Source organism: Massilia sp. DJPM01 (assembly GCF_030348125.1).
Classification (GTDB): domain Bacteria; phylum Pseudomonadota; class Gammaproteobacteria; order Burkholderiales; family Burkholderiaceae_D; genus Telluria_A; species Telluria_A frigida.
Genome location: NZ_JAQOZV010000007.1, coordinates 42,073 through 60,783 on the forward strand (window position 1 = coordinate 42,073; position 18,711 = coordinate 60,783).

16 protein-coding genes and 1 tRNA gene are annotated in these 18,711 nt (G+C 66.8%); 11 read left to right on the forward strand and 6 right to left on the reverse strand.

Annotation, left to right across the window (positions count from 1 at the left end):
* Window positions 1–197: 197 nt before the first annotated feature.
* Window positions 198–1,691 (reverse strand): DUF1565 domain-containing protein, encoded by a 1,494-nt coding sequence (locus tag PO883_RS06900; RefSeq protein WP_289309089.1) that lies wholly within the window; start codon window positions 1,689–1,691, stop codon window positions 198–200.
* 196 nt (window positions 1,692–1,887) lie between these two features.
* Here PO883_RS06900 and PO883_RS06905 point away from each other — a divergent pair, with 196 nt between their 5' ends.
* From PO883_RS06905 to PO883_RS06915, 3 genes are all read left to right on the forward strand, one after another.
* Window positions 1,888–2,259, forward strand: coding sequence for a DUF1566 domain-containing protein (locus tag PO883_RS06905; RefSeq protein ID WP_289309090.1), 372 nt, complete (start codon window positions 1,888–1,890; stop codon window positions 2,257–2,259).
* A gap of 135 nt (window positions 2,260–2,394) precedes the next feature.
* A complete protein-coding gene (locus PO883_RS06910) occupies window positions 2,395–2,586 on the forward strand; it encodes a Thivi_2564 family membrane protein (RefSeq protein ID WP_167091545.1) in 192 nt (63 codons plus the stop codon).
* Window positions 2,587–2,689: 103 nt separating this feature from the next.
* Window positions 2,690–3,538: an MBL fold metallo-hydrolase gene (locus PO883_RS06915; protein WP_289309091.1), complete on the forward strand. Its 849-nt coding sequence runs from the start codon at window positions 2,690–2,692 to the stop codon at window positions 3,536–3,538.
* Between the two features lie 7 nt (window positions 3,539–3,545).
* Here the strand turns inward: PO883_RS06915 and PO883_RS06920 are convergent, their stop codons facing one another.
* The 4 genes from PO883_RS06920 to PO883_RS06935 form a co-directional block, all read right to left on the reverse strand.
* Window positions 3,546–4,934: a M20/M25/M40 family metallo-hydrolase gene (locus PO883_RS06920; RefSeq protein ID WP_289309207.1), complete on the reverse strand. Its 1,389-nt coding sequence runs from the start codon at window positions 4,932–4,934 to the stop codon at window positions 3,546–3,548.
* Window positions 4,820–6,283, reverse strand: a complete 1,464-nt coding sequence (locus tag PO883_RS06925; RefSeq protein WP_289309092.1) for a DNA methyltransferase — start codon at window positions 6,281–6,283, stop codon at window positions 4,820–4,822. The genes PO883_RS06920 and PO883_RS06925 overlap by 115 nt, the downstream gene beginning before the upstream one ends.
* Window positions 6,284–6,285: 2 nt before the next feature.
* Window positions 6,286–6,362: transfer RNA gene (locus PO883_RS06930), tRNA-Pro, on the reverse strand.
* 75 nt (window positions 6,363–6,437) lie between these two features.
* Window positions 6,438–7,571 carry a metallophosphoesterase gene (locus PO883_RS06935; RefSeq protein WP_167091530.1) on the reverse strand — a complete coding sequence of 378 codons (1,134 nt, stop codon included), beginning with the start codon at window positions 7,569–7,571 and terminating at the stop codon, window positions 6,438–6,440.
* 214 nt (window positions 7,572–7,785) lie between these two features.
* On the opposite strand from PO883_RS06935, the gene PO883_RS06940 reads away from it, so the two are divergent.
* From PO883_RS06940 to PO883_RS06960, 5 genes are all read left to right on the forward strand, one after another.
* Window positions 7,786–8,307 carry a YMGG-like glycine zipper-containing protein gene (locus tag PO883_RS06940; RefSeq protein WP_289309093.1) on the forward strand — a complete coding sequence of 174 codons (522 nt, stop codon included), beginning with the start codon at window positions 7,786–7,788 and terminating at the stop codon, window positions 8,305–8,307.
* A gap of 556 nt (window positions 8,308–8,863) precedes the next feature.
* Window positions 8,864–9,868 (forward strand): serine/threonine-protein kinase, encoded by a 1,005-nt coding sequence (locus PO883_RS06945; protein ID WP_289309094.1) that lies wholly within the window; start codon window positions 8,864–8,866, stop codon window positions 9,866–9,868.
* Window positions 9,865–12,261 (forward strand): FtsW/RodA/SpoVE family cell cycle protein, encoded by a 2,397-nt coding sequence (locus PO883_RS06950; protein ID WP_289309095.1) that lies wholly within the window; start codon window positions 9,865–9,867, stop codon window positions 12,259–12,261. The genes PO883_RS06945 and PO883_RS06950 overlap by 4 nt, the downstream gene beginning before the upstream one ends.
* Window positions 12,222–13,739 carry a hypothetical protein gene (locus PO883_RS06955; RefSeq protein WP_289309096.1) on the forward strand — a complete coding sequence of 506 codons (1,518 nt, stop codon included), beginning with the start codon at window positions 12,222–12,224 and terminating at the stop codon, window positions 13,737–13,739. The genes PO883_RS06950 and PO883_RS06955 overlap by 40 nt, the downstream gene beginning before the upstream one ends.
* Window positions 13,740–13,749: 10 nt before the next feature.
* A complete protein-coding gene (locus PO883_RS06960; protein WP_289309097.1) occupies window positions 13,750–14,193 on the forward strand; it encodes an SH3 domain-containing protein in 444 nt (147 codons plus the stop codon).
* 6 nt (window positions 14,194–14,199) lie between these two features.
* On the opposite strand, the gene PO883_RS06965 is transcribed toward PO883_RS06960, so the two are convergent.
* Complete coding sequence (locus PO883_RS06965; RefSeq protein ID WP_289309098.1) at window positions 14,200–14,655, reverse strand: GNAT family N-acetyltransferase; 456 nt, start codon at window positions 14,653–14,655, stop codon at window positions 14,200–14,202.
* A gap of 115 nt (window positions 14,656–14,770) precedes the next feature.
* Here PO883_RS06965 and PO883_RS06970 point away from each other — a divergent pair, with 115 nt between their 5' ends.
* The 3 genes from PO883_RS06970 (at window position 14,771) to PO883_RS06980 (ending at window position 18,709) form a co-directional block, all read left to right on the forward strand.
* On the forward strand, window positions 14,771–16,024 hold the full coding sequence (locus tag PO883_RS06970) for an MFS transporter (protein ID WP_289309099.1): 1,254 nt from the start codon (window positions 14,771–14,773) through the stop codon (window positions 16,022–16,024).
* A gap of 66 nt (window positions 16,025–16,090) precedes the next feature.
* The gene (locus tag PO883_RS06975) at window positions 16,091–17,074 is read left to right on the forward strand and encodes a PP2C family serine/threonine-protein phosphatase (RefSeq protein WP_289309100.1); all 984 of its coding nucleotides are present in this window, start codon (window positions 16,091–16,093) and stop codon (window positions 17,072–17,074) included.
* A gap of 117 nt (window positions 17,075–17,191) precedes the next feature.
* Entirely contained in the window at window positions 17,192–18,709 is a 1,518-nt protein-coding gene (locus PO883_RS06980) for an FHA domain-containing protein (RefSeq protein ID WP_289309101.1), read from the forward strand.
* Window positions 18,710–18,711: the final 2 nt, after the last annotated feature.

The window sequence follows — 18,711 nt, forward strand, 5'->3', positions numbered from 1 at the left end:
GCGCAACGCTCAGGCAATCGGACATCGAAATTCGCAACATCGGGGATCTCCTTCAACAATGGGGGGTTCGCCCTTCATCGTACCGGATCGCTGCGCGAAGCGCACGCCCGGCGTCGTTACCGGGCGTGCGGATTGACGATGCGCCGGCCATGACAGACCGGCGGCATCGGTGGAGTTAGCTGCTGTTTTACCGCTGTTTAGTGCTGATAGGCGCCGATGTCGAAACCGGTCGTCGCATTACGCGGCTTTTCCAGGAAGTCGTAGTCGAGCGACTCGGTCGGCGTGCCGCGTCCGATCGCAGGCGAGCTGCTGCTCAGGCGCAGGTCCGGCGTGCCGGTCCGCGCGTAGGCCACGAACAAGGGCGCCGAGGTGACGGTCGCGGTATGTTTCAGGCCATTGTTGAGTTTCCAGTTATAGGTCGAGTTCTGGAATACCAGGTTGTTGCGGTAGGTATTGTTCTTACCGGTCTTGCCCTGCTCCGACACGCCCATCTTGTTGTCGTACACGATGTTGCTGTACACCGCAGTGAAATCGTTCGGTCCCCTGGTGTGATAGAAGTCGCCGCCGCCGACGATGATGCCGGTGTTCGAGGTCGTCACCGTGTTGTTGGTGATGATCACGTGGTTGGCATCGTGCCACAGGTGGATCGCCCCTTCCGCCACGCGGTACACCACGTTGTTCTTCACGCTGCCCGAGGTGCTGACGTAAATACCCTGCACAAAGCGGCAGCCGGCGGGGCCGATGTCGTGCACGAGGTTGCCGATCACGTCCGACTTGACGCCCTTGTAATAACTGTCCACGCCGATGGCCGAGCCGCCGGCGCTGGTGCAGCCGACGCCCTTGGCGATGTGATGCACATAGTTGGCGCGGATCATGTCGTAGGAACCGCCGTTGTAGATGCCCCCGGTCCACTTGCCGCCGCTGCCATCGACGTGAAAGCCGACGATGTCCACATAGCTGCCCCGGTTATCCCAGCCGGTCTTGCCGCTGGAACCGGCAGCCACGATCTTGGCGCCCCACTTCGTGCTCGACACGAAATAGATACGCCCATTCGCGGAGCCGCTGACGTTGGTCTTGATGCCACCCGGATAGGTGCCGGGCGCCACGAACACGGTGGTGCTTGCTTTAGCCGCTTTCGCCGCGCGCGCCAGCGTCTTGAACGGCGCGGAGGCGCTGCCCGCGTTACGATCGTTGCCGTTCGGTGCCACGTAAAATTTGTAGGTGGTCGATGGGATGACGGGTGCCGCCTGCGCCGATCCTTGCGCGGCGGTGGTGGTGGTGGTGGCTGCGGCGGCGGCCAGGGCGGCGGCATCGCTGGCGCCGTACGCCGTCGCGCCGGCCTTGGCTGGCATGGCGTCGCCGGCGCCATAGCCAGTCAGGGCAAAATCTTTCTCGGTATAGATCGTTGCGCTGCTGCTCGCGGCATCGGCGCCAGTGCCCTGCGGGACGAGGGCGGCGGGTTCGGCCTGGTCGCCGTCGGCGCGGATCGCCATCAGCGCATCGACCGGCGCCGTGGCGGCAGCGCTCGTTTCGGTGCTGACGATATAGCCGGCCGTCTGCGTTTGCTGCTTAGCCTGGGACAAGCCCTGCTCGTCGGCACCACCGCCGCACGCGGTCAGCAAGACCGTCATGCTACTGCACAGCAACGTACCGACACGGATGTCCGAAGCAAAAGTGACAAATTTTTTCATTACAGCTTCCTTACCTTGTGACATGAATGAGTAAGGTTTGAGCCCGATCAAATGTTTAGGTTCAACTGTTTGACAGGAAAATTTTTGTCAAGTATAAGAACCGCACTTTTAATTCCCACATAGAAATCAAACACTTAAGTGCAACTTGGCTTCGTCAGGCCGCTCTAAGCAAGACCTGCAAACTGACGGAGAACCCATGCGCGACTACACGAGTGTCAAACACACCCTTCCCACTGGCGAGCTCTACGCCGGTCTGATTCTTGGAAAGAACAACTGCCGGGACCACCATCTGGTGTTGCTACCGGACGAGCTAGAAGAAGTTCCGTGGGGACTTGCGTGCGACTGGGCGGCGCAATGCGGGGGCGAATTGCCAACCCGGCGCGAGCTGGCGCTGCTGTATGCCAACCTGCGCGAGCACTTCCAGCGCATGTGGTATTGGTCATGCGAAACGCAGTTGCCGCGCGCGCACCTGGTGTGGGGACAAAATTTCACCAGCGGCATCCAGACCATGTACGGCCGGCCATTTCGCGGCCGGGCACGCGCCATCCGCCGCCTGCTTATCGATTGACAGCGGCCACGCCGGCGTCATGCAAGCATGCGCTATGTGCCCTACCGAACGGATCGACCGATGCTTTTCCGATATCGTCCGTTCTGCCTACTCCGAAGCACTACTTATATAACAACAGCCGTATTGGAAACCATCATGAATATCCTCATCAGCCTCATCGTTTACCTGGTCGTCTTCGGACTGATCTGGTGGCTCGTCAGCATGCTGCCACTGCCGGCGCCTGTGGCGCAGATCGTCCGCGTGCTGTTCATCATTCTCCTGATCCTGATCGTCCTGTCGGTCTTCGGCATCATCCCGGGTAACTACCTGCCGCGACTGAATTTTTAGTCGCGCCACAGCGCAACCGGCCCGGCCAGTTCCAAAAGGAAGCGCCGGGCTTTTCTACGTGCCGTGGGAATATAATCAGGCATCCATGACAGCCGCCTTCTCCATGCAAGCACAGATCCAGGCTTTTTTCGACGACGCCACCGCCACCATCACCTACGTGGTGTTCGCCGGCCCGGGCACGCCCTGCGCGATCATCGACCCGGTGCTCGATTTCGATGCGTGCTCGGGCCGCACCGCCACCGCATCGGCCGACCGCGTCATCGATTTCGTGCGCGCCAATGCGCTCAGCGTCGCCTGGCTGCTCGAAACCCACGCCCACGCCGACCACCTGTCGGGGGCGTCCTACCTGGCCGCGCAACTGGGTGGGCGCACCGGCATCGGCGCCGGCATCCGCACCGTGCAGCGTGCGTTTTCCGCGCTGTTCGCCGATCCGGGCGGGGCCACCCGGTTTAACCATCTGTTCGAGCCCGACGACATGTTCGCCATCGGCGAACTGCAAGCGCGCGCGCTGCACGTGCCGGGCCACACGCCGGCCGACATGGCGTACGCGATTGGCGATGCCGTCTTCGTCGGCGATACCTTGTTCATGCCGGATGTGGGCACCGCGCGCTGCGACTTCCCCGGCGGCAGCGCGGCGCAGCTATACCGGTCGGCGCGGCGCCTCCTCGCGCTGGCGCCCGCCACGCGCCTGTTCATGTGCCACGACTATCCGCCCGCCGGCCGCGCAGCGGCGTGGCAGACCACCGTGGCCGCGCAGCGCGCCCACAATATCCACGTGCGCGATGGCGTAAGCGAGGCCGATTTCGTCGCCATGCGCAGCGCGCGCGACGCCACGCTCGCCATGCCGACCCTGATCCTGCCCGCGATCCAGGTCAACTTGCAGGCCGGCGAACTGCCGCCACCCGAAGCGAACGGCGTGCGCTACCTGAAGATTCCGCTCAACGCGTTCTGAGCCGGTTTCACTCTTTGGTGGCGTCGACCCAGCGCGCTACCGGCTTGTCGGTATTGGCCAGGAACCAGCTGGTGGCGGCCATCAGCGCCACGTGGCGGCGCAGGTTGGCCGGGTTGACCTTGTCGAGCGTATCGGCGGCCGAATGGTGGTAATGGAAGTAGTCCGAGGTGTCGAGCAGCGGCGTAAAACTCGGCACGCCGGCCTGTTCGAGTTCGTGCAGGTCGCCCGACCCCATGACATCGACGCGCTGGAAGGCGCCGGCGCCCATCGGTTCGAGCGCGGCTTGCAAGGGCGCGAACTGCGCCGCATCGCGCGCCGTCACGCTGGCGCGCAGGCCGAACGGACGCCCTGCCCCGCTGTCGCTCTCGATCGCGGCAATCTGCTTGCCGAGCGCCGCCTTGTTCGCCTCGAAATACGCTTGCGCCCCGCGTCCGCCGTTTTCCTCGTTGGCCCAGGCGATCACGCGGATCGTGCGGTGCGGCCGGTAGTCGAGCTTGTTCAGCGTCTCGATCACCCCCATCGCGCTGGCCACGCCGGTGCCGTCGTCATTGGCGCCGGTGGCCAGGTCCCAGGAATCGAGGTGGCCGGAGACGACCACGATTTCGTCGGCCTTGTCGGTGCCGGGCCAGTCGGCGATGACGTTGAAACTGTCGGCGTCGGGCAGGATCTGCGGGGTGAGCGTCAGGCGCATGCTGAGCGGACCGCGCGCGGCCAGGCGCACCATCAGCATGGCGTCTTCGGCGCTGACGGCGGCCGCCGGAATGCGCGCGCCATCCTTCATGCCGCTGTTGCCGGTATGCGGCAGGCGGAAGTCGGCGCCGCCGACCGAGCGCACCAGCGCCGCCGCCGCACCCATTTCAGCGGCCATGCGCGGGCCGCCGACCCGGTATTTCGAGCCCTGGCGGTAGGCTTGCGAGGCCTGGCCGCGATCGGCCATGCCCTGGTCGAAGGCCACGTCGAACAGCACGATGCGGCCTTTCACCTCGGCGCTGCGCGCCTTGAGTTCATCGAAGCTGCGCACCACGATCACGCTCGCCACCAGCCCCGCCGCCGGGGTGGCGGATGAACCGCCCAAAGCGGTGAGCACCACGCGCTGGGTCACGCCGGACGGCCGGCCGCGGTAGTCCACCAGCTCGCCCTTTTCTTCGCCCCGCACCCAGTGCGGCACCTTGACCGGTTGCAGCGTCACCGTGGCGCCCAGCTTGCGCATGGCGTCGGCCACCTGGGTGACGGCGGCGGCGGCGCCGGCCGATCCGGACAGGCGCGGCCCGATCAGATCCGTCATGTCGGCCAGGCGCTCGTAGGCCCAGCCGCTTTCGAGCGCGGTGTCGCGGATTTTCGCCAGGGCGGCGGGGTCGTTGCCGGGGGCGGCGGCGAACGCGCCGCCACTGAACAGGCTGGCGGCGAGTAGGGACAACACTGGCTGGTGGAACGTGCGTGACATGCGTGACATCCTGGAAAAGGGCGGAAGGATTCCAACGATAGCGCATTTGCAGCAAGCGTGCCGGAGTGATGGCGATCCGTAGTCGTCCGGACGCCGTAGCGCTTACTCGTATCGCAGGCGCCCTGCCGCGGACAGCCCGTCGTCGACGAGTTGCTCGTCGGCGCGCCGGAAAACAAGGACGTGGCCTCCCGCCATAGCGGCGCGGCGTCCTTGCGCTGCGGCCCATCAGGGAAAATGGCCGCCGTTTGCCCGGTTTTTACAAGCTGCACAAACGACGAGTCCGCCGTGATGGTAACGACCGTTTCGGGCATGGCATGGGCCGTATGCTCCTTCAGCTTGTTGATGACGGCGGCGGCCTCTTTCAAGCCTTCGTGGCTTTCGCGGTTTGCCAGGAACACATAACCGTAATTCAAGACATGCGCGGTGGGCCGACGCTGCCTGCGGCCGACTGCTTGCGAAGCTTGCCGAGTTTCTTTCGGATTGGCGAGGCGCTTGTAGTCATCGCGCAAATTCTGGAAGCGCGCCACGATCGCGCTGATGTGCCGCTCTTGAAACACCATCGGATCGATACGGCTCACGCTTGCTCTCCTCCCAGTTTGCCGAACCGGAAGCCACGCGTCAGGTCTGCCGGAACTTCTCGCAGATTGTTTTGATTGACCATTCCCGCCAGTGCCGCCGGGGTCCAGGTGTAGACGATCGCGCCGGTGGGCGGGAATCTGGCGCGCGCGGGCGTAGGCGAAGCCACCGCCCAAGCCGTCGATCTGCTCGTCCTTGCTGGACGCATATCCTTGCGCCGCGCGGCGCACCCGGGTGGCGCACACGTCGCGGCATAAGTTCTTCTCGGGCTCGGCGTCGGTCGCCTCGGCATTCGATGCGAGAATAAAGCGCCGGTCGCCCTTCCCTTCCTTGTTGAGCTGCAGGATCGCTTGCGCGAGCGTACCGGACCCGGCGAAAAAATCCACGACCAGGTCGCCGGGATTGGTGGCAAATCGCAAGATCCGGTCCATCAATTGCAGCGGCTTGGGGGTCGAGAAGACATCCTCGTGACGATCCTTCGGCAAGATCTCGTTGAGCTGCTTTTTGGCGTCCTGCGTGTGCCCGACGGCCTCGTAAGTCCACAAAGTCTGCGGTACCACACCTTGCTTGACCTCGCTCAGGAAGCGCTTCTGCGCCGGGATGTTATTGCCATCCTTGCCCCACCAGACGCGCTTGTCGGCGTCCAGTTCCTTGAACCGCTCCGCGCATGCTGCTAGGCTTGAATGCGAAAAAGCCGACAATATCTTGTCGGCTTTTTCAATCATGCTGGTCGGAGTACAAGGATTCGAACCTTGGACCCCCTGGTCCCAAACCAGGTGCGCTACCGGACTGCGCCACACTCCGCTGACCCGAATCATACTGGCAGCGGCGGGTGACGGTCAAGGGTCGCCGCCATTTAATTCGGCCGGCCGCCATCCCTCACGCCGCAACCAGGCGCACGCGCGTGATCTCGGACGGCGCGCCGAAGCGCTTGGGCGGTCCCCAGTACCCGGTGCCCCGGCTGGTGTAGACCCACAGCTCGCGCATGCGGTTCAGGCCCGCCGTGAACGGCTGCTGCAAGGGCACGAACAGGTTCCACGGGAAGAACTGGCCGCCGTGCGTGTGGCCCGAGAGCTGCAAGTGAAAGCCGGCGTCCGCTGCGGCAGGGGCGCTGCGCGGCTGGTGTGCCAGCAGGATGCGCACGGTCACGTGGTCCGGCGCGCCGGCCGCCGCCGCGCGCGGATTGCTGCGGTGCGATTCGTCGAAATGGTGCGCCGTGAAGTCGGTCACGCCGGCGATCATCAGGGCCGCGTCGCCGCGCTCGCACACCACGTGCTCGTTCATCAGCACCGTCAGGCCAAGGCGGCGCATCTCGGCGATCCACTCGTCGGCGCCGGAATAGTATTCGTGGTTGCCGGTGACGAAAAAAGTGCCATCGCGGGCCGACAGGCGCGCCAGCGGCTCGGTGTGGGCGCGCAGGCGCCGCACGCTGCCATCGACCAGATCACCCGTGATGGCGATGGCGTCCGGATTGAGCGCGTTGACCTTGGTGACGATGGCGTTCAGATAGCCGCGCTTGATGGTCGGTCCCACGTGCACGTCGGAGATCTGCACGATCGAGTAGCCGTGCAGCGCGGCCGGCAAGCCGGCGATCGGCACGTCCACATCGACCACGCGCGCCACGCGGCGGGCATTGACCAGGCCAACCAGGGTCACGCCCAGCGCCAGCAGCGGCACCGCCATGGCCGTGCCACGCACGATGGCGGGGGCGGCGGCGCCGGCCAGTCCAAGCGCCAGCAAGCCCAGGTCGCGCACCAGCGTCAGTACCAGCAGCGAGGAAAACAAGCCCATCGTCAGCATTCCGGCCCACGCCAGCTGGTCGGCCCAGCGCCAGCGCTTGAAGCGCACCGACAGCAGGCCGGCCGGCATCAGCAGGGTGGACGCGGCCAGCAAGGCGACCGCCACGGCCACGCCCAGCGGCCCCGGATCGATGGCCGGCACCAGCCGCATGCCTATATAGACATGCAACATTGACAGAAGGGCCAGGACGATGAAGATGGCGCGCGCAGGCATGGGCAAGTCCGGAAAAGGAGGGGTAACCGAGGTCAGATGGGGCGGCACACGGCTTACGCAAGGGCAAACATCGCGAACGACCGTTGTGACAGTGCCGCCGCATTTGTAAGATTCTGTATTACCAATGGAGTTCCCATGGAGTACGACTATAGTGGCGTCATGCCCCAGCGCTTGCGTGATCATCCCGATCTCGGTTGAGGCCAAAGGAAACGCTATGTTGAACACAAAATTTGTTGGTGCGGTGATTCTGGCCGCAGCGGCCATCTCCTCCACCGCAATGGCTAGCGACCGCGGCGTCAATACGGCGATCGGCGCCGTCGCCGGCGCAGCGATCGGCAACAGCACCGGATCGCGCAACGGCGCCTTGGTCGGTGGCGTCATCGGCGCGGTGGTCGGCAATTCGATCCACACCCGCGACCGCGACAACCGCGCGTACTCCGACAACCGTTACGACACGCGTTATGAAACCCGCTACGAAGAGCCCCGCTACGAGCCCCGCTACGAAGAGCCCCGCTACGAGCGCCGCTACCGCGAACCGGCTCCGGTGTATGTCGAATCGCGCAGCTACTACCAGCCAGCTCCGGTCTATTACGCGCCGCCTCCGCGCTACTACGGCACTGCGGCGGTCGTGTATGTCGAGCGTGGCCGCAGATATCATCACGGCTACGGCCATGGTCACGGCCATGGTCACGGCTACGGTCAGGGCTACGGTCACGGATACGGATACGGCCGTTAATACCAGGTAGTCTCCCAGTTTTGCCCGGGCACGAGTTTCTCGTGCCATTTTTTTTGGTCCTGCCTTCCGCTGTTCCACTCTTGCGTCCCGGATCGCCCCCCCCCCCCGAGATCAGCGCATGCCGTGCCCCCTCCCCACGCCGGCTGGTCAGCCGTTTTCGCGGGCGCCCTCGCCCGCTTCGGGGCACGCCATCTACAATCCCTTGACCCAGCGTTTGGGCGCCTGCCCAAACCATCGGCGCGCAGCGCGGCCGACGCTGCTCGCAAAGTCGTCCGACCACAGGATCATCATATTGGCGTCAGCACCAAACTGCGGGACCAGGCCGAAGCAATCGACGTAGCGTTGCACCGCCCCCTTGCGCCGAATGCCGGAAACGCAGGGCCAGCGGCACGATCGCTTGTTGTGTCAGCGACATGGAGTTCGGCCAGACAAAGCCCTGGCCCCCAGTTTTACCCGGGCACGCGTGTCTCGTGCCTTTTTTTCGTCCTGCCTCCCCCTTTCCCGCCCCCCCGGCTATGGCTTGCTGACGGCAGGTGCCGGCAACCGAGGGGGAAGCATGGAAACAGCGGACGCAATCATCGCGCTTGGTGCGGGGCAGTACCGCCTGTGCGGCCAGCTGGGCGGCTCCGCCTACGGCGTAGTCTGGCGCGCGCTGGGGCCGCGCGGCGAGGTGGCCCTCAAGCTGGTCAACCGCGACCAGATGGCGCGCGCCCATCCCCTGCAGCAGGAGCGCTGGATCACCAGCGCGCGCAACGAAATCGCCTTCCTGCGCTCGCTCGCCCCGTGGGACGAGCGCCACGTCGTGCGCCTGCTCGACAGCGGCGAACACGATGGCTTGCCCGTCATGGCACTCGAACTGCTCGACACCGACCTTGGCCGCCATATCGCCATTGAACGCGATGCCGGCCGCCCGCTCGCCGCCGGCCAGTTGCTCGACTGGCTAGCGCAAATCAACCAGGCGCTGGCCAAGGTTCACCAGTACGGCTGGTCGTATCTCGATTTGAAGCCGGCCAATGTACTGCTTTCACGCCGTCACGGCAACGTCAAGCTTGCCGATTTCGGCACCAGCCGCCTGCTGGCCGACGGCCGGGCCAGCGCCTATGCCGGCACGGCCAGCTGGCAGGCGCCGGAACAGTTCTTCCCGGACGCCGCCGGCGGCTACCATACCGACACGCGCACCGATTACTTCGCCCTCGGCGCCCTGTTTTACTACCTGGTCACGGGCGGCCTGCCGCTGCGCTTTTGCAGCGATTGCGGCCAGGCTTACCGCGAACACCGCACCGAGGGCGCCGCCATGCTGCTGGCGCGCCACGGAAACCGCCCTCCTCCCACCCTGCACGACGATGAAGCCGCCCATTTCGCGCGCGCCTTCGGACGCCGGGCTGACGCCTGCACGTGGAACCCGGCGACCGAAACCAGCACCGGCGGCGCGCACGAGGCACTGCTCCTGCTGCGCGCCCTGCTCGGCGCCGAGCGCGCGCGGCGCCCGCGCCACGCCATGCAAATCAGCCGCATGATCGGCGCCATCCGCGCCGCCCTGCCCGCGAGCATCCAGCCATGATGCGATTTCGGCTTGCGGATCGTTCGCCCGGCTTCATCCTGACCGCCGCCCTGCTCGCGGTCCTGTGCCTGCTGCAACTGGTGTGCCTGTGGCGCGCGCCGCCGGCATGGTCGCCCGAGCGCATCTCGGTGGCGCTGCGGCCGGGCGAATCGCTCACCGTCGGCAACGCCGAACTGGCCGCGCCCCAGGCCGACAGCGCCCATCTGGCACTGCGCCGCGCCCCTGACGGCAGCTGGTGGGCCAGCAACGTCAGCGCCGGCAAGCAGGTGCTGCTGCAGCGCGATGGCCGCGAGCGCCGCATGGGGTCAAACGCCCTGCGCGCCGGCCAGTCGCTGCGCATCGGCGCCGCGCGCTTCGATGTCGCCGCTGCCAGTGCAAGGCAAGTCGCGTTCGGCGGCCCCGGCGCCGCATGGCGCTACGACGGCGCCACCCTGTACCGCAACGACAGCGCCCAGCCAGCGTGCCCGGACGCCGGCCTCGCCGCGCGCGCCGTCGCGCTGTGGAACCGCGCCATGCCGCACGCGCTGACGGCGGCGCGCCCGCTCACTTTCGGCGGCAATCTGTATTGCGGCAACCGGCTCGGCATCGCCTATGTGGACGGCGCCAGCGCCACCATCGCGCGCGCCCGCGACGGCCTGCTGCTTTCCGGCGCGGCCGAACACGCACCGCTCATGATCTCGTCCGCCGCCGGTTCGGTCGACCTGGCGCGCAGCGCCGAAGCACTGGCCGGCGTGCAGACGCTGGTGGCCGGGCGCACCCGGTTCGGCGTGCACATCGACGACAGCGTGCTGTACCTGCTGCCGCAACGCCACGTGGCGCTGTACGCGCAAGCGCAAGCGCTGCTGCCGGCCCAGGTGGCGTGGCAGTGGAAAAAGCGCGGCCTGTGGACGCTGCCCGGCGGGCGGCCATGGTCGCTTGCGCTGGGCCTGTGCATCTTGCTGGCCGCCGCGGCGGCCGTGCACTGGCAGCGCGGCGCCTGGCCATTTACACGCAATACGGCGCACGCAGTGCGCGCGGCAGCCGGCGCCAGCGTGCTGCTGGCCATTGCCGGCGTGGCCGCGCTGCTGTTCCAGCGTTCGGGCAGCGCACCGGGCGTGGGCTGGTCGATGCTGCTGGCGTGGAGCGCGCTGTGGGGCTGCCTGCTGGTGCCGGCGCGCCTGACCTTGGCCACGGCGGCGGGCGTGCTGCTGCTGGCGGTGGGCTTGCTGGCGCAGCTGGAACTGGGCTTCGGCGGCGCCGAATCGGCCGCGCTGCGCCACTTCCAGAAATCGGTGGCGCTGCTGGCGATCGGCCTTGGCATCGGCGCGCACCTGCGCCTGCGGGTGTGCCGTGGCGCCCCGGCGCTGCCGCAGACCAGCCTCGAATGGGTGCTCGCCCTGTTTGCGCTGGCGGCACTGGCGGCATTGCTGATGCAGGTCGTCTTCGGCGACGAAACCGGCGTGTTCGACTTGCAGCCGGTCGAATTTGCCAAGCTGGCATTGACCGCGCTCACCGCCCACTGCCTCGCCATCGGCCTTGGCTGGCATGCGGACATGCCGCAACAATCGAGTCCCGCGCGGCGCTGGCTGCGGCTGGCGGCCCCGGTCCTGCTGTTCGCCGCGCTGCTCGGGCTGGCGCTGGTCCAGGTCGACGATTATTCGCCCTTGATCCTGCTGCTGGTGTGGTGCATGGCGATGGCGCTGGCCTGGGCGCTGGCCACCCGCACCCACGCCGCGACCGCCGCCTTGTTAGGCCTGGCGTGCCTGGCCGCCGGCGGCATCGCCTGGCTGCGCAGCGCCGGCGTGGCGGAAGTGGCGCAATGGGGCTTTTACGCCGACCGCTTTCTGGTATGGCTCGACCCGGCCCAGCATCCGCATACCGGCCAGCAGTTGCTGCTGGCGGCGCGCGCCATCGCCGAAGGCGCCTGGTGGGGCGCCGACAATGTGCTGGGACTGGGGGCCATGGGCCAGCTTGGGGGCAGCGCGCTGCATATTCCGGCGGTGCAGGATGATTTTGCGCCCTCCTTCTTCCTGAACCGCCACGGCCTGCTGGGCGCACTGGCGCTGTGGGCCTTGCAGGCGCTGTTCCTGGTCGGCCTGCTGCAGACGGCGGCGCGCGCCTTCGGCGCCAGCGAGCGCACGCGCGACTTCCGCCAGGCCTGGCTGTGGCGCTTCCGCTGCTTCGCCCTGTGCGGCGGGGCCGCCTTCGTGCTGGGCCACTTCCTGCTGTCGTGGGGGACCAACCTGGCGATCTTCCCGATCATGGGCCAGCCCATGAGTTTTCTGTCGGCCGGCGGCAGCCATCTGCTGTTTTTCATCTGCCCCCTGCTAGCGTTCAGTGCAATCAGTGCGCAATCATTCGAGGAGAATCAAGCATGCCGGTCTACGTCCAACATGAAGTCCTGGGCAAGGTGAACGATGTGTTCAACGCCGAAACCCTGTGGCAGGCGCCAGGCCTGGCGCTGTTCTCGCGCCGCCCGCTGCTGCGCGACCTGCTCGAACGCTCCCCGCGCGAACACCGCGGGCGCGCGCCCACGCGCTGTTTTTCGCATATCACCCTGATGCTGGCGCAGGATGAGGTCGACGACGACCGCCACCTCACACGCGGCGCGCGCGTGCGCGACCTGGCGCAGTCGCTCACGGCCCTGCACCAGAAAGACTTCGGCGACCTGCTCGGCAGCGACGATGTGCGCTACGACGTGATCGGCACCGATGCGCTGGAACCGGGCCAGGTCGAGGTCAAGTTCGGCCACGCGGTGTACCTGCCGGCCGCCGGCGAGCAGCCTTTGTATACAGTGGAAAGCTCGCGCGACAGCGCCATCTGGCAGGCGGTGTGTCCGATCTACCCGCAGCAGCGCCTGGCCCTGATCGGCCACGATGCCGACCTGGCCAGCCACGCGGTGCCGGCCTGGCCGTTCGGCACGGAAGGTGCCATTTTGCTCATTAACGATGGTCCCGACGCCCCGATCGAGGTGCAGGTGCGGCCCAAGGGCGCATTCGACTGCGCGCTCGATCCACTGAGCGGCCATTACATCGTGAGCGCCAAAGGCGACGCCGGCACGCGCCTGCTGATGCGCGTGCGGCGCGCCGGTGCGGCCCCCATCCCCGCGCCCTGCGCCAAGCCGGCGGCGGTCTGGAAGGCACGCGCGCCGCTCGCTCCCGACAGCGGCGACACCGCCGTGCCGTTCAGCCACCGTCCCGCCGCCGCGCCAGTCGGGAGCGACGCCACCTACGCCCCGCTCGCGCAGCAGCGCGTCAGCCTGGCCGGCCTCGCGCTGCCTTGCCTGAGCCGCTACCACGAGACCGGCGCCGTGTCGATGGAGATCGGCCTTGCGCCCTCGCTGCTGCTGGCCGCCGATGGCGAGGAGGTGGCACTCGGCTTCGCCGTCGACGCGGCCGACCAGCTGTTCGCGGTGACCGGCGCCGGACGCCAGCCGATCGAGGCGCCCGCCATCTTCACGCCGGTCGACGCGCGCGCGGTGGAGCTGCTGGCGGTCGCTCCCGCCATGGCGGAGCGCTACCGCGCCCTGCTACGCCTGCCGCATCCGGTTTCGGCCCCCGTGGCCAGCGGCGCGCGCTTTGCGTTCGGGCGCGATGCGCCGATGCTGGCGGCGCTGCGCGTGCTCGATTCGGCGCGCTTCCTGCGCCTGGCCGGCGGGATGGACAGCGCCAGCGCCGACCGCATCGGCCTGTCGCGCAGCGCGTTCAGCTTCGAGGCGGGGCCAGGCGGCTACCGGATCGGGCGCCTGAGCGCGACCCAGGCGCTGTACCACCTCGACGACAAGCTGGCGTTCGTGGCCAGCATCGGCGAGGCGAGCGCCGACAAGCCTTACATGCTGCCATCCGGTCATCACCTGGTGGCGGGCCATTACGTGCTGCGTTTCGACGCCTAAGGAGAGCACCATGCCAAGCGCACCTTACCTGGCCATGGGCGCCTATGCGGCGGGCCTGGTCGCCACCCTGGTGCTGGCGGCGTGGCTGACGCCGGCGCGCTGGTGGCGCCGGCCGAACCTGCGCGCGGCAAGCATCCTGGTGGCCGGCACCTGGGCGCTGGGCGCCCTGCTGCTATCGCTGCTGCCGCCGCAGCCACCAATGCAGCCGGCGCTGGCCGCCGCGCCGCCTTCGTACGCGGGCGTCAGCTACACCGTGTTCGACGATTTGAACCTGCGCGCCGACAAAGGCATCGGCGCGCGGCGCATCGCCGTGGCGCCGGCGGGAACCGTGGTGACCACGACCGGCCTGCGCGACGGCGACTGGTGGCAGGTCAGCGCGCGCATCGAGGGCAAGGAGGTGCGCGGCTGGTCAAGCAGCCTGTGGCTGCGGCGCGCCGAGGAAGCGCGCCGCTGAAGGTGCTCAGGCGGACAGCTTCATCGGGTTGAAATACAGGCCGTTGACGCTCTGCATGGGCGCGCTGCGCTCGAACCCCATGGAATGGTAGACCGGCAGCGCGTAATTGGAGGAATTGACGGTAAAGCTGCCGTCGCCGCCGCCCGCGACCGCCGCGCCCCGGGCCACGTTCCACATGGCGCGCGCGACGCCGCGTCCGTGGAACTTCTTGGCCACGAACATGTGATACAGATGCTTGCACTCGCGTACGGCGATGAAGCCGGCCAGTTCGCCGTCGATCTCGGCCACATGGTACACATAGCCCTTGGCCAGAAAGCCCTGGAAACCCTGCTCGTCATTCTCGCGCAGGAAAGTGGCGACCACTTCCGGCGGCGATTCGTGCACGATGAACTCGGTGGCCAGCGCGCGAAACATCGCGACGACGGCCGGGATGTCGCTGGGCTCGATAAGACGTATATGCATTGTCGGTTTGGTCAGGTTGGCAGAGCACCATTGTGCACGTTCGGCCGCGATTGTGCAGGCCATTTGCGCCCGGATGTTGACGCCCGGCACGAGCGCACCGTAGACTGGAACGATCATGTCTAAACCGAGCCTGTCCGTTCCGCTTCCGGCGCCCTCGCTGTGCGCCAGGGTGCCCTTGTCCAAGCCGCTGCGCCACGCGCGCTTCCGCCATCTGTGGAGCGCCAACCTGATATCGAACCTCGGTACCTGGACCCAGACCTTCGCCTCGGCCTGGCTGATCGCCTGTGTGGCAAGCTCGGCGTCGACGACGAGCCTGGTGCAGACCGCCAGCTACATTCCCATCTTTCTGTTTGCGCTGTTCGCCGGCGTGATTGCCGATGCGGTGGACCGCCCCAAGTTTTTGTTCTTCTGTAATCTGTTCATGGCCCTGTGCGCCTGCGCCATGGCGGCGCTGGCCATCAGCGGCCGGGTCTCGGCCGCGCCGGTGCTGGCGTTGACGTTCTGCATGGGCTCGGGCGCGGCTTTCATGTGGCCGGCCTGGCAAGCGTCGATGTCGGGCCTGGTCGAACCGGACGAGGTCGAAGCGGCCGCCACCCTCAACAATCTCAGCTACAACGTGGCGGCCATCCTCGGACCGGCGCTGGGCGGGCTGCTGTTCAACTGGGTCGGCGCCGGCGCGCTGTTCCTGGTCAATGCGCTGTCGTTTATCGGATTGCTGGCGGTGTACTGGTCGTGGTGGCGCGACGGCGTGCCCGAGCCGCGCGCCAAGGTCGATTTTGCAAGCAGCCTCAAACTCGGCCTGAGCACCGCCCTCGGCTGCGGGCGCTACCGGCGCATCCTGCTCAATGTCTGCACGGTGTTTTTCGCGACGATTGCGTTCGCCGCCCTGCTGCCGGTGTTCGTGCGCCAGGTGCTGCACATGGATTCGGGCGTGTTCGGCACCCTGATGGGCAGCCTGGGCGCGGGGGCCGTGTGCGGCGCCTTCCTGCTGCCGTCGCTGCGCACGCGGGTCGGCAAGACGCGCTTGCTGAGCGGCTCGCTGCTGGTCTACGGCGCCATGCTGTGCCTGCTGCCATTCATCCGCTCGCTGGCCTTGCTGGTGCCGCTCATTGTCGCGGCCGGCATGGCATGGTCGGCGACGGTCTCGACCCTGAACGCGGCGGCGCAGCTGGCTTTTCCGGCCAGCATACGCGCGCGCACCCTGTCGATCTACCTGTTCGTGATGGCGGGCGGCTACACCGCCGGCAGCATGGTCTGGGGCGCGCTTGCGGACCGGGTCGGCGTGCAGGCCGCGCTGGCCATGGCCGGCGCTTGCGTAATCGTCAACGCCATCGCGCTCGCGACAGGAAAGCGGGAAACCGCCATCTGATCGTCGTTTTGGTGCGGCAAGTTTACCGATAAGCTGTCAGGATTGCCAAACACTGCGCCCAGCCCGATGACCACAGCCGCCCCCAGCCTGGATTTTGGCCCCTATCTCGACGTGTCGGTGCACTCCAGTGCGGGCGCCAACGCGCCGCCGCACCTGGAGAACCAGGATAATTACCTGGTGATCGACAGCACCGGCAGCGCCGTGTTCCTGCGCGAGCAAGCCGGGCAGCGCCAGCAGGTGGCCCACTGGCCCGCCGGCCACATGCGCGTGGCAGTGCTCGACGGCATGGGCGGCCATGGGCGCGGACGCGAGGCGGCCGAGGCGGTCGTGGCCGGCTTGCTGGAGCTTCCCGCGTGCCGTACGCTGGGCGAGCTGTCGGCCCGGCTCGACTTGCTGCACGGGCAATTGCAGCACCATTTCGGCTGCGATCCGAGCACCGGCAAGCGGCCCGGCACCACCCTCACCATGCTGGAACTGCGCCCCGGCAAGCCGGCGCTGCTGTACCACGTGGGCGATTCGCGCCTGTATGAAATGATCGATGCGCAGGTCACGCCGATGACGGTCGACCATGTTCCCGCGACCGCGTTTGCGATGGCCGGCTTGCTGGGCGAGCACGAATGGCAGCAGCAGGTGCATGGCGAACACCGTTCGCAGATTTCGCAAGCTTTCATTTTAGGCAATGCATTCGCCAATCCGGCCGAGCTGGCCGATGACTTGTATGAACTGTCGCCGCGCAACCTGCCCTCGTATCTGTACCACTTGCCGGACCGGCGCGCACTGGAACTCGATCCGCGCGCGGTGTACTTGCTGGCCAGCGACGGTTTCTGGGCGTGCGCCGACCCGCGCGCGTGGCTGGCCCGCTGGCCGCGGCTGTTCAAGGGGCACCACAGCGCACATGGCATGAGCGCGGCCCTGTTTGCGGAAATGAGCAGCAATCCACCACCCGAGTTGCACATCGATAACCTGACGGCCATCGTGCTGCGGCCCTTGTACAAGGACGAGACGGCGGCGCCGATATCGACCCAACAACTTTACCGAGGCGAGCCTTGATGCCCGGACAACACTCTGTTTCAAAACACAAATATTGTTGTATGGCATGGACGTTTGGCGTGCCACGCATCGTTAAAAGCGCGTAAGCTTTAACACTCATGAACGGCGAGTATTGCTATGAAAAAATGCAACAATCCCCTGCATCCGCATTGCACCTTCTGGGTCATGCCAGGGGAAAACGCCTGTTCGAACGGCCATGCCCAGTCGGCCATACCGGCCCCGGCGGGGCCCGCGAATTCCAGCTATGAACTGATCAGCGCCCTGCGCAGCTCGCGTCCGACCGCCAAGCCAGGGGCGGCGCCGTTCACCTACCCTGAGGAAGCGCCCGTGACGCAGCTGCGTCCGCACCTGCACATCTCCGGTTTCGATCCGCGCGCGGCGGGCGGACGCCAGGCCATCAAGGTCGAGCTGCGCGGCATGCCGCCCGATAGCGCGCCGCTGGTGACCATGCAATTGCAGTCGGCGCTGATCCCGCAGGGCAACGCGCGCCACTCCTTCGTGCGCACCTTGCGCGGCGACTGGCGGCCCCTGTTCATCGAATTTTCGTCGCGCGACAAGGAACACGGGCAGTACCGCATCGAGGTCGAGCTGTTCAACCTGCAGGACAACCGCATCCGCCATAAGTGGGTGTGCACGCTGGTCATCCTCGTACCGCGCCCCGATGCAACCCTCACCGAAATCCACCAAACCTTCCTGTCGACCCACAAAAACGTACGCGTGATGGCCGATGACGCCTCCATCGCCCGGGTCAACGCCCAGGCTGGCGGCGGACGCCTCGATATCGACGTGCACGCACGCAACGCCTCGATCGCCAACCTGAATCTCGACGCCAAGCCCGGCAAGGTCGACCTGGGCTTTTCGACCATCGCCTGGGACGAAGACCTGATCGAAATCGACGTGCCCGAGGATGCCGATCCGCATCCGCACCCGACCGCCTGCGCCTGCCTGGTCAACGCCGCGCCCGAAGCCGGATCGCAGCGCCAGGTGCGCCTGTTCGCCATGGCGGAGTGCGTGCTGGGCCGGTTTGAACTGTACGACCCCGAGGCGGACGTGCTGCTGACCCACTTTGGCGACGATGGCCAGGACCGTGACGGCCTCACGCGCCGTCTGTCGGGGCGCCACGCGCTGATTCGCCGGGGCCTGAACGGCTTTGAAATCGAAGATGTGTCGCGCTACGGCATCTTGCTCGACGGCGTGTGGCCGGGCAAGAACAAGCCGGTGCCGCTGCGGCTGGGCATGCGCATCGAGCTGTCGGCCAGCATCAAGGGGATCGTGGAACTGAATGTGACGGCGATCATGCCGCACGGCGTGATCGTGCACCGCATCGACCAGGGTGCGCATGCGGAGTGCTTTTATTTCCTGGAGCCGGGGCGGCATCCGGGTTTCCCGCTGGCGCCGTTCGGTGCGGCGCCGAGGGCGTCGGCGATGCCGGTTATATATCACCAGAATGGCGGTTTCTGGCACCTGGACCCGGCGACCGGCAAGGAAAGCGCGCTCAGTCCCGGCGCCGCGCTGGACCGGCTGGCCCAGTTTCCCCGCCATACGCGCTTTGCCAGCGAGTCCTATCCGGAATGCTGGATCGTGCGCTCGGCCTTGAAATCGACGCATGGCGCGGCGGAAATGCAGACCGCTTGACG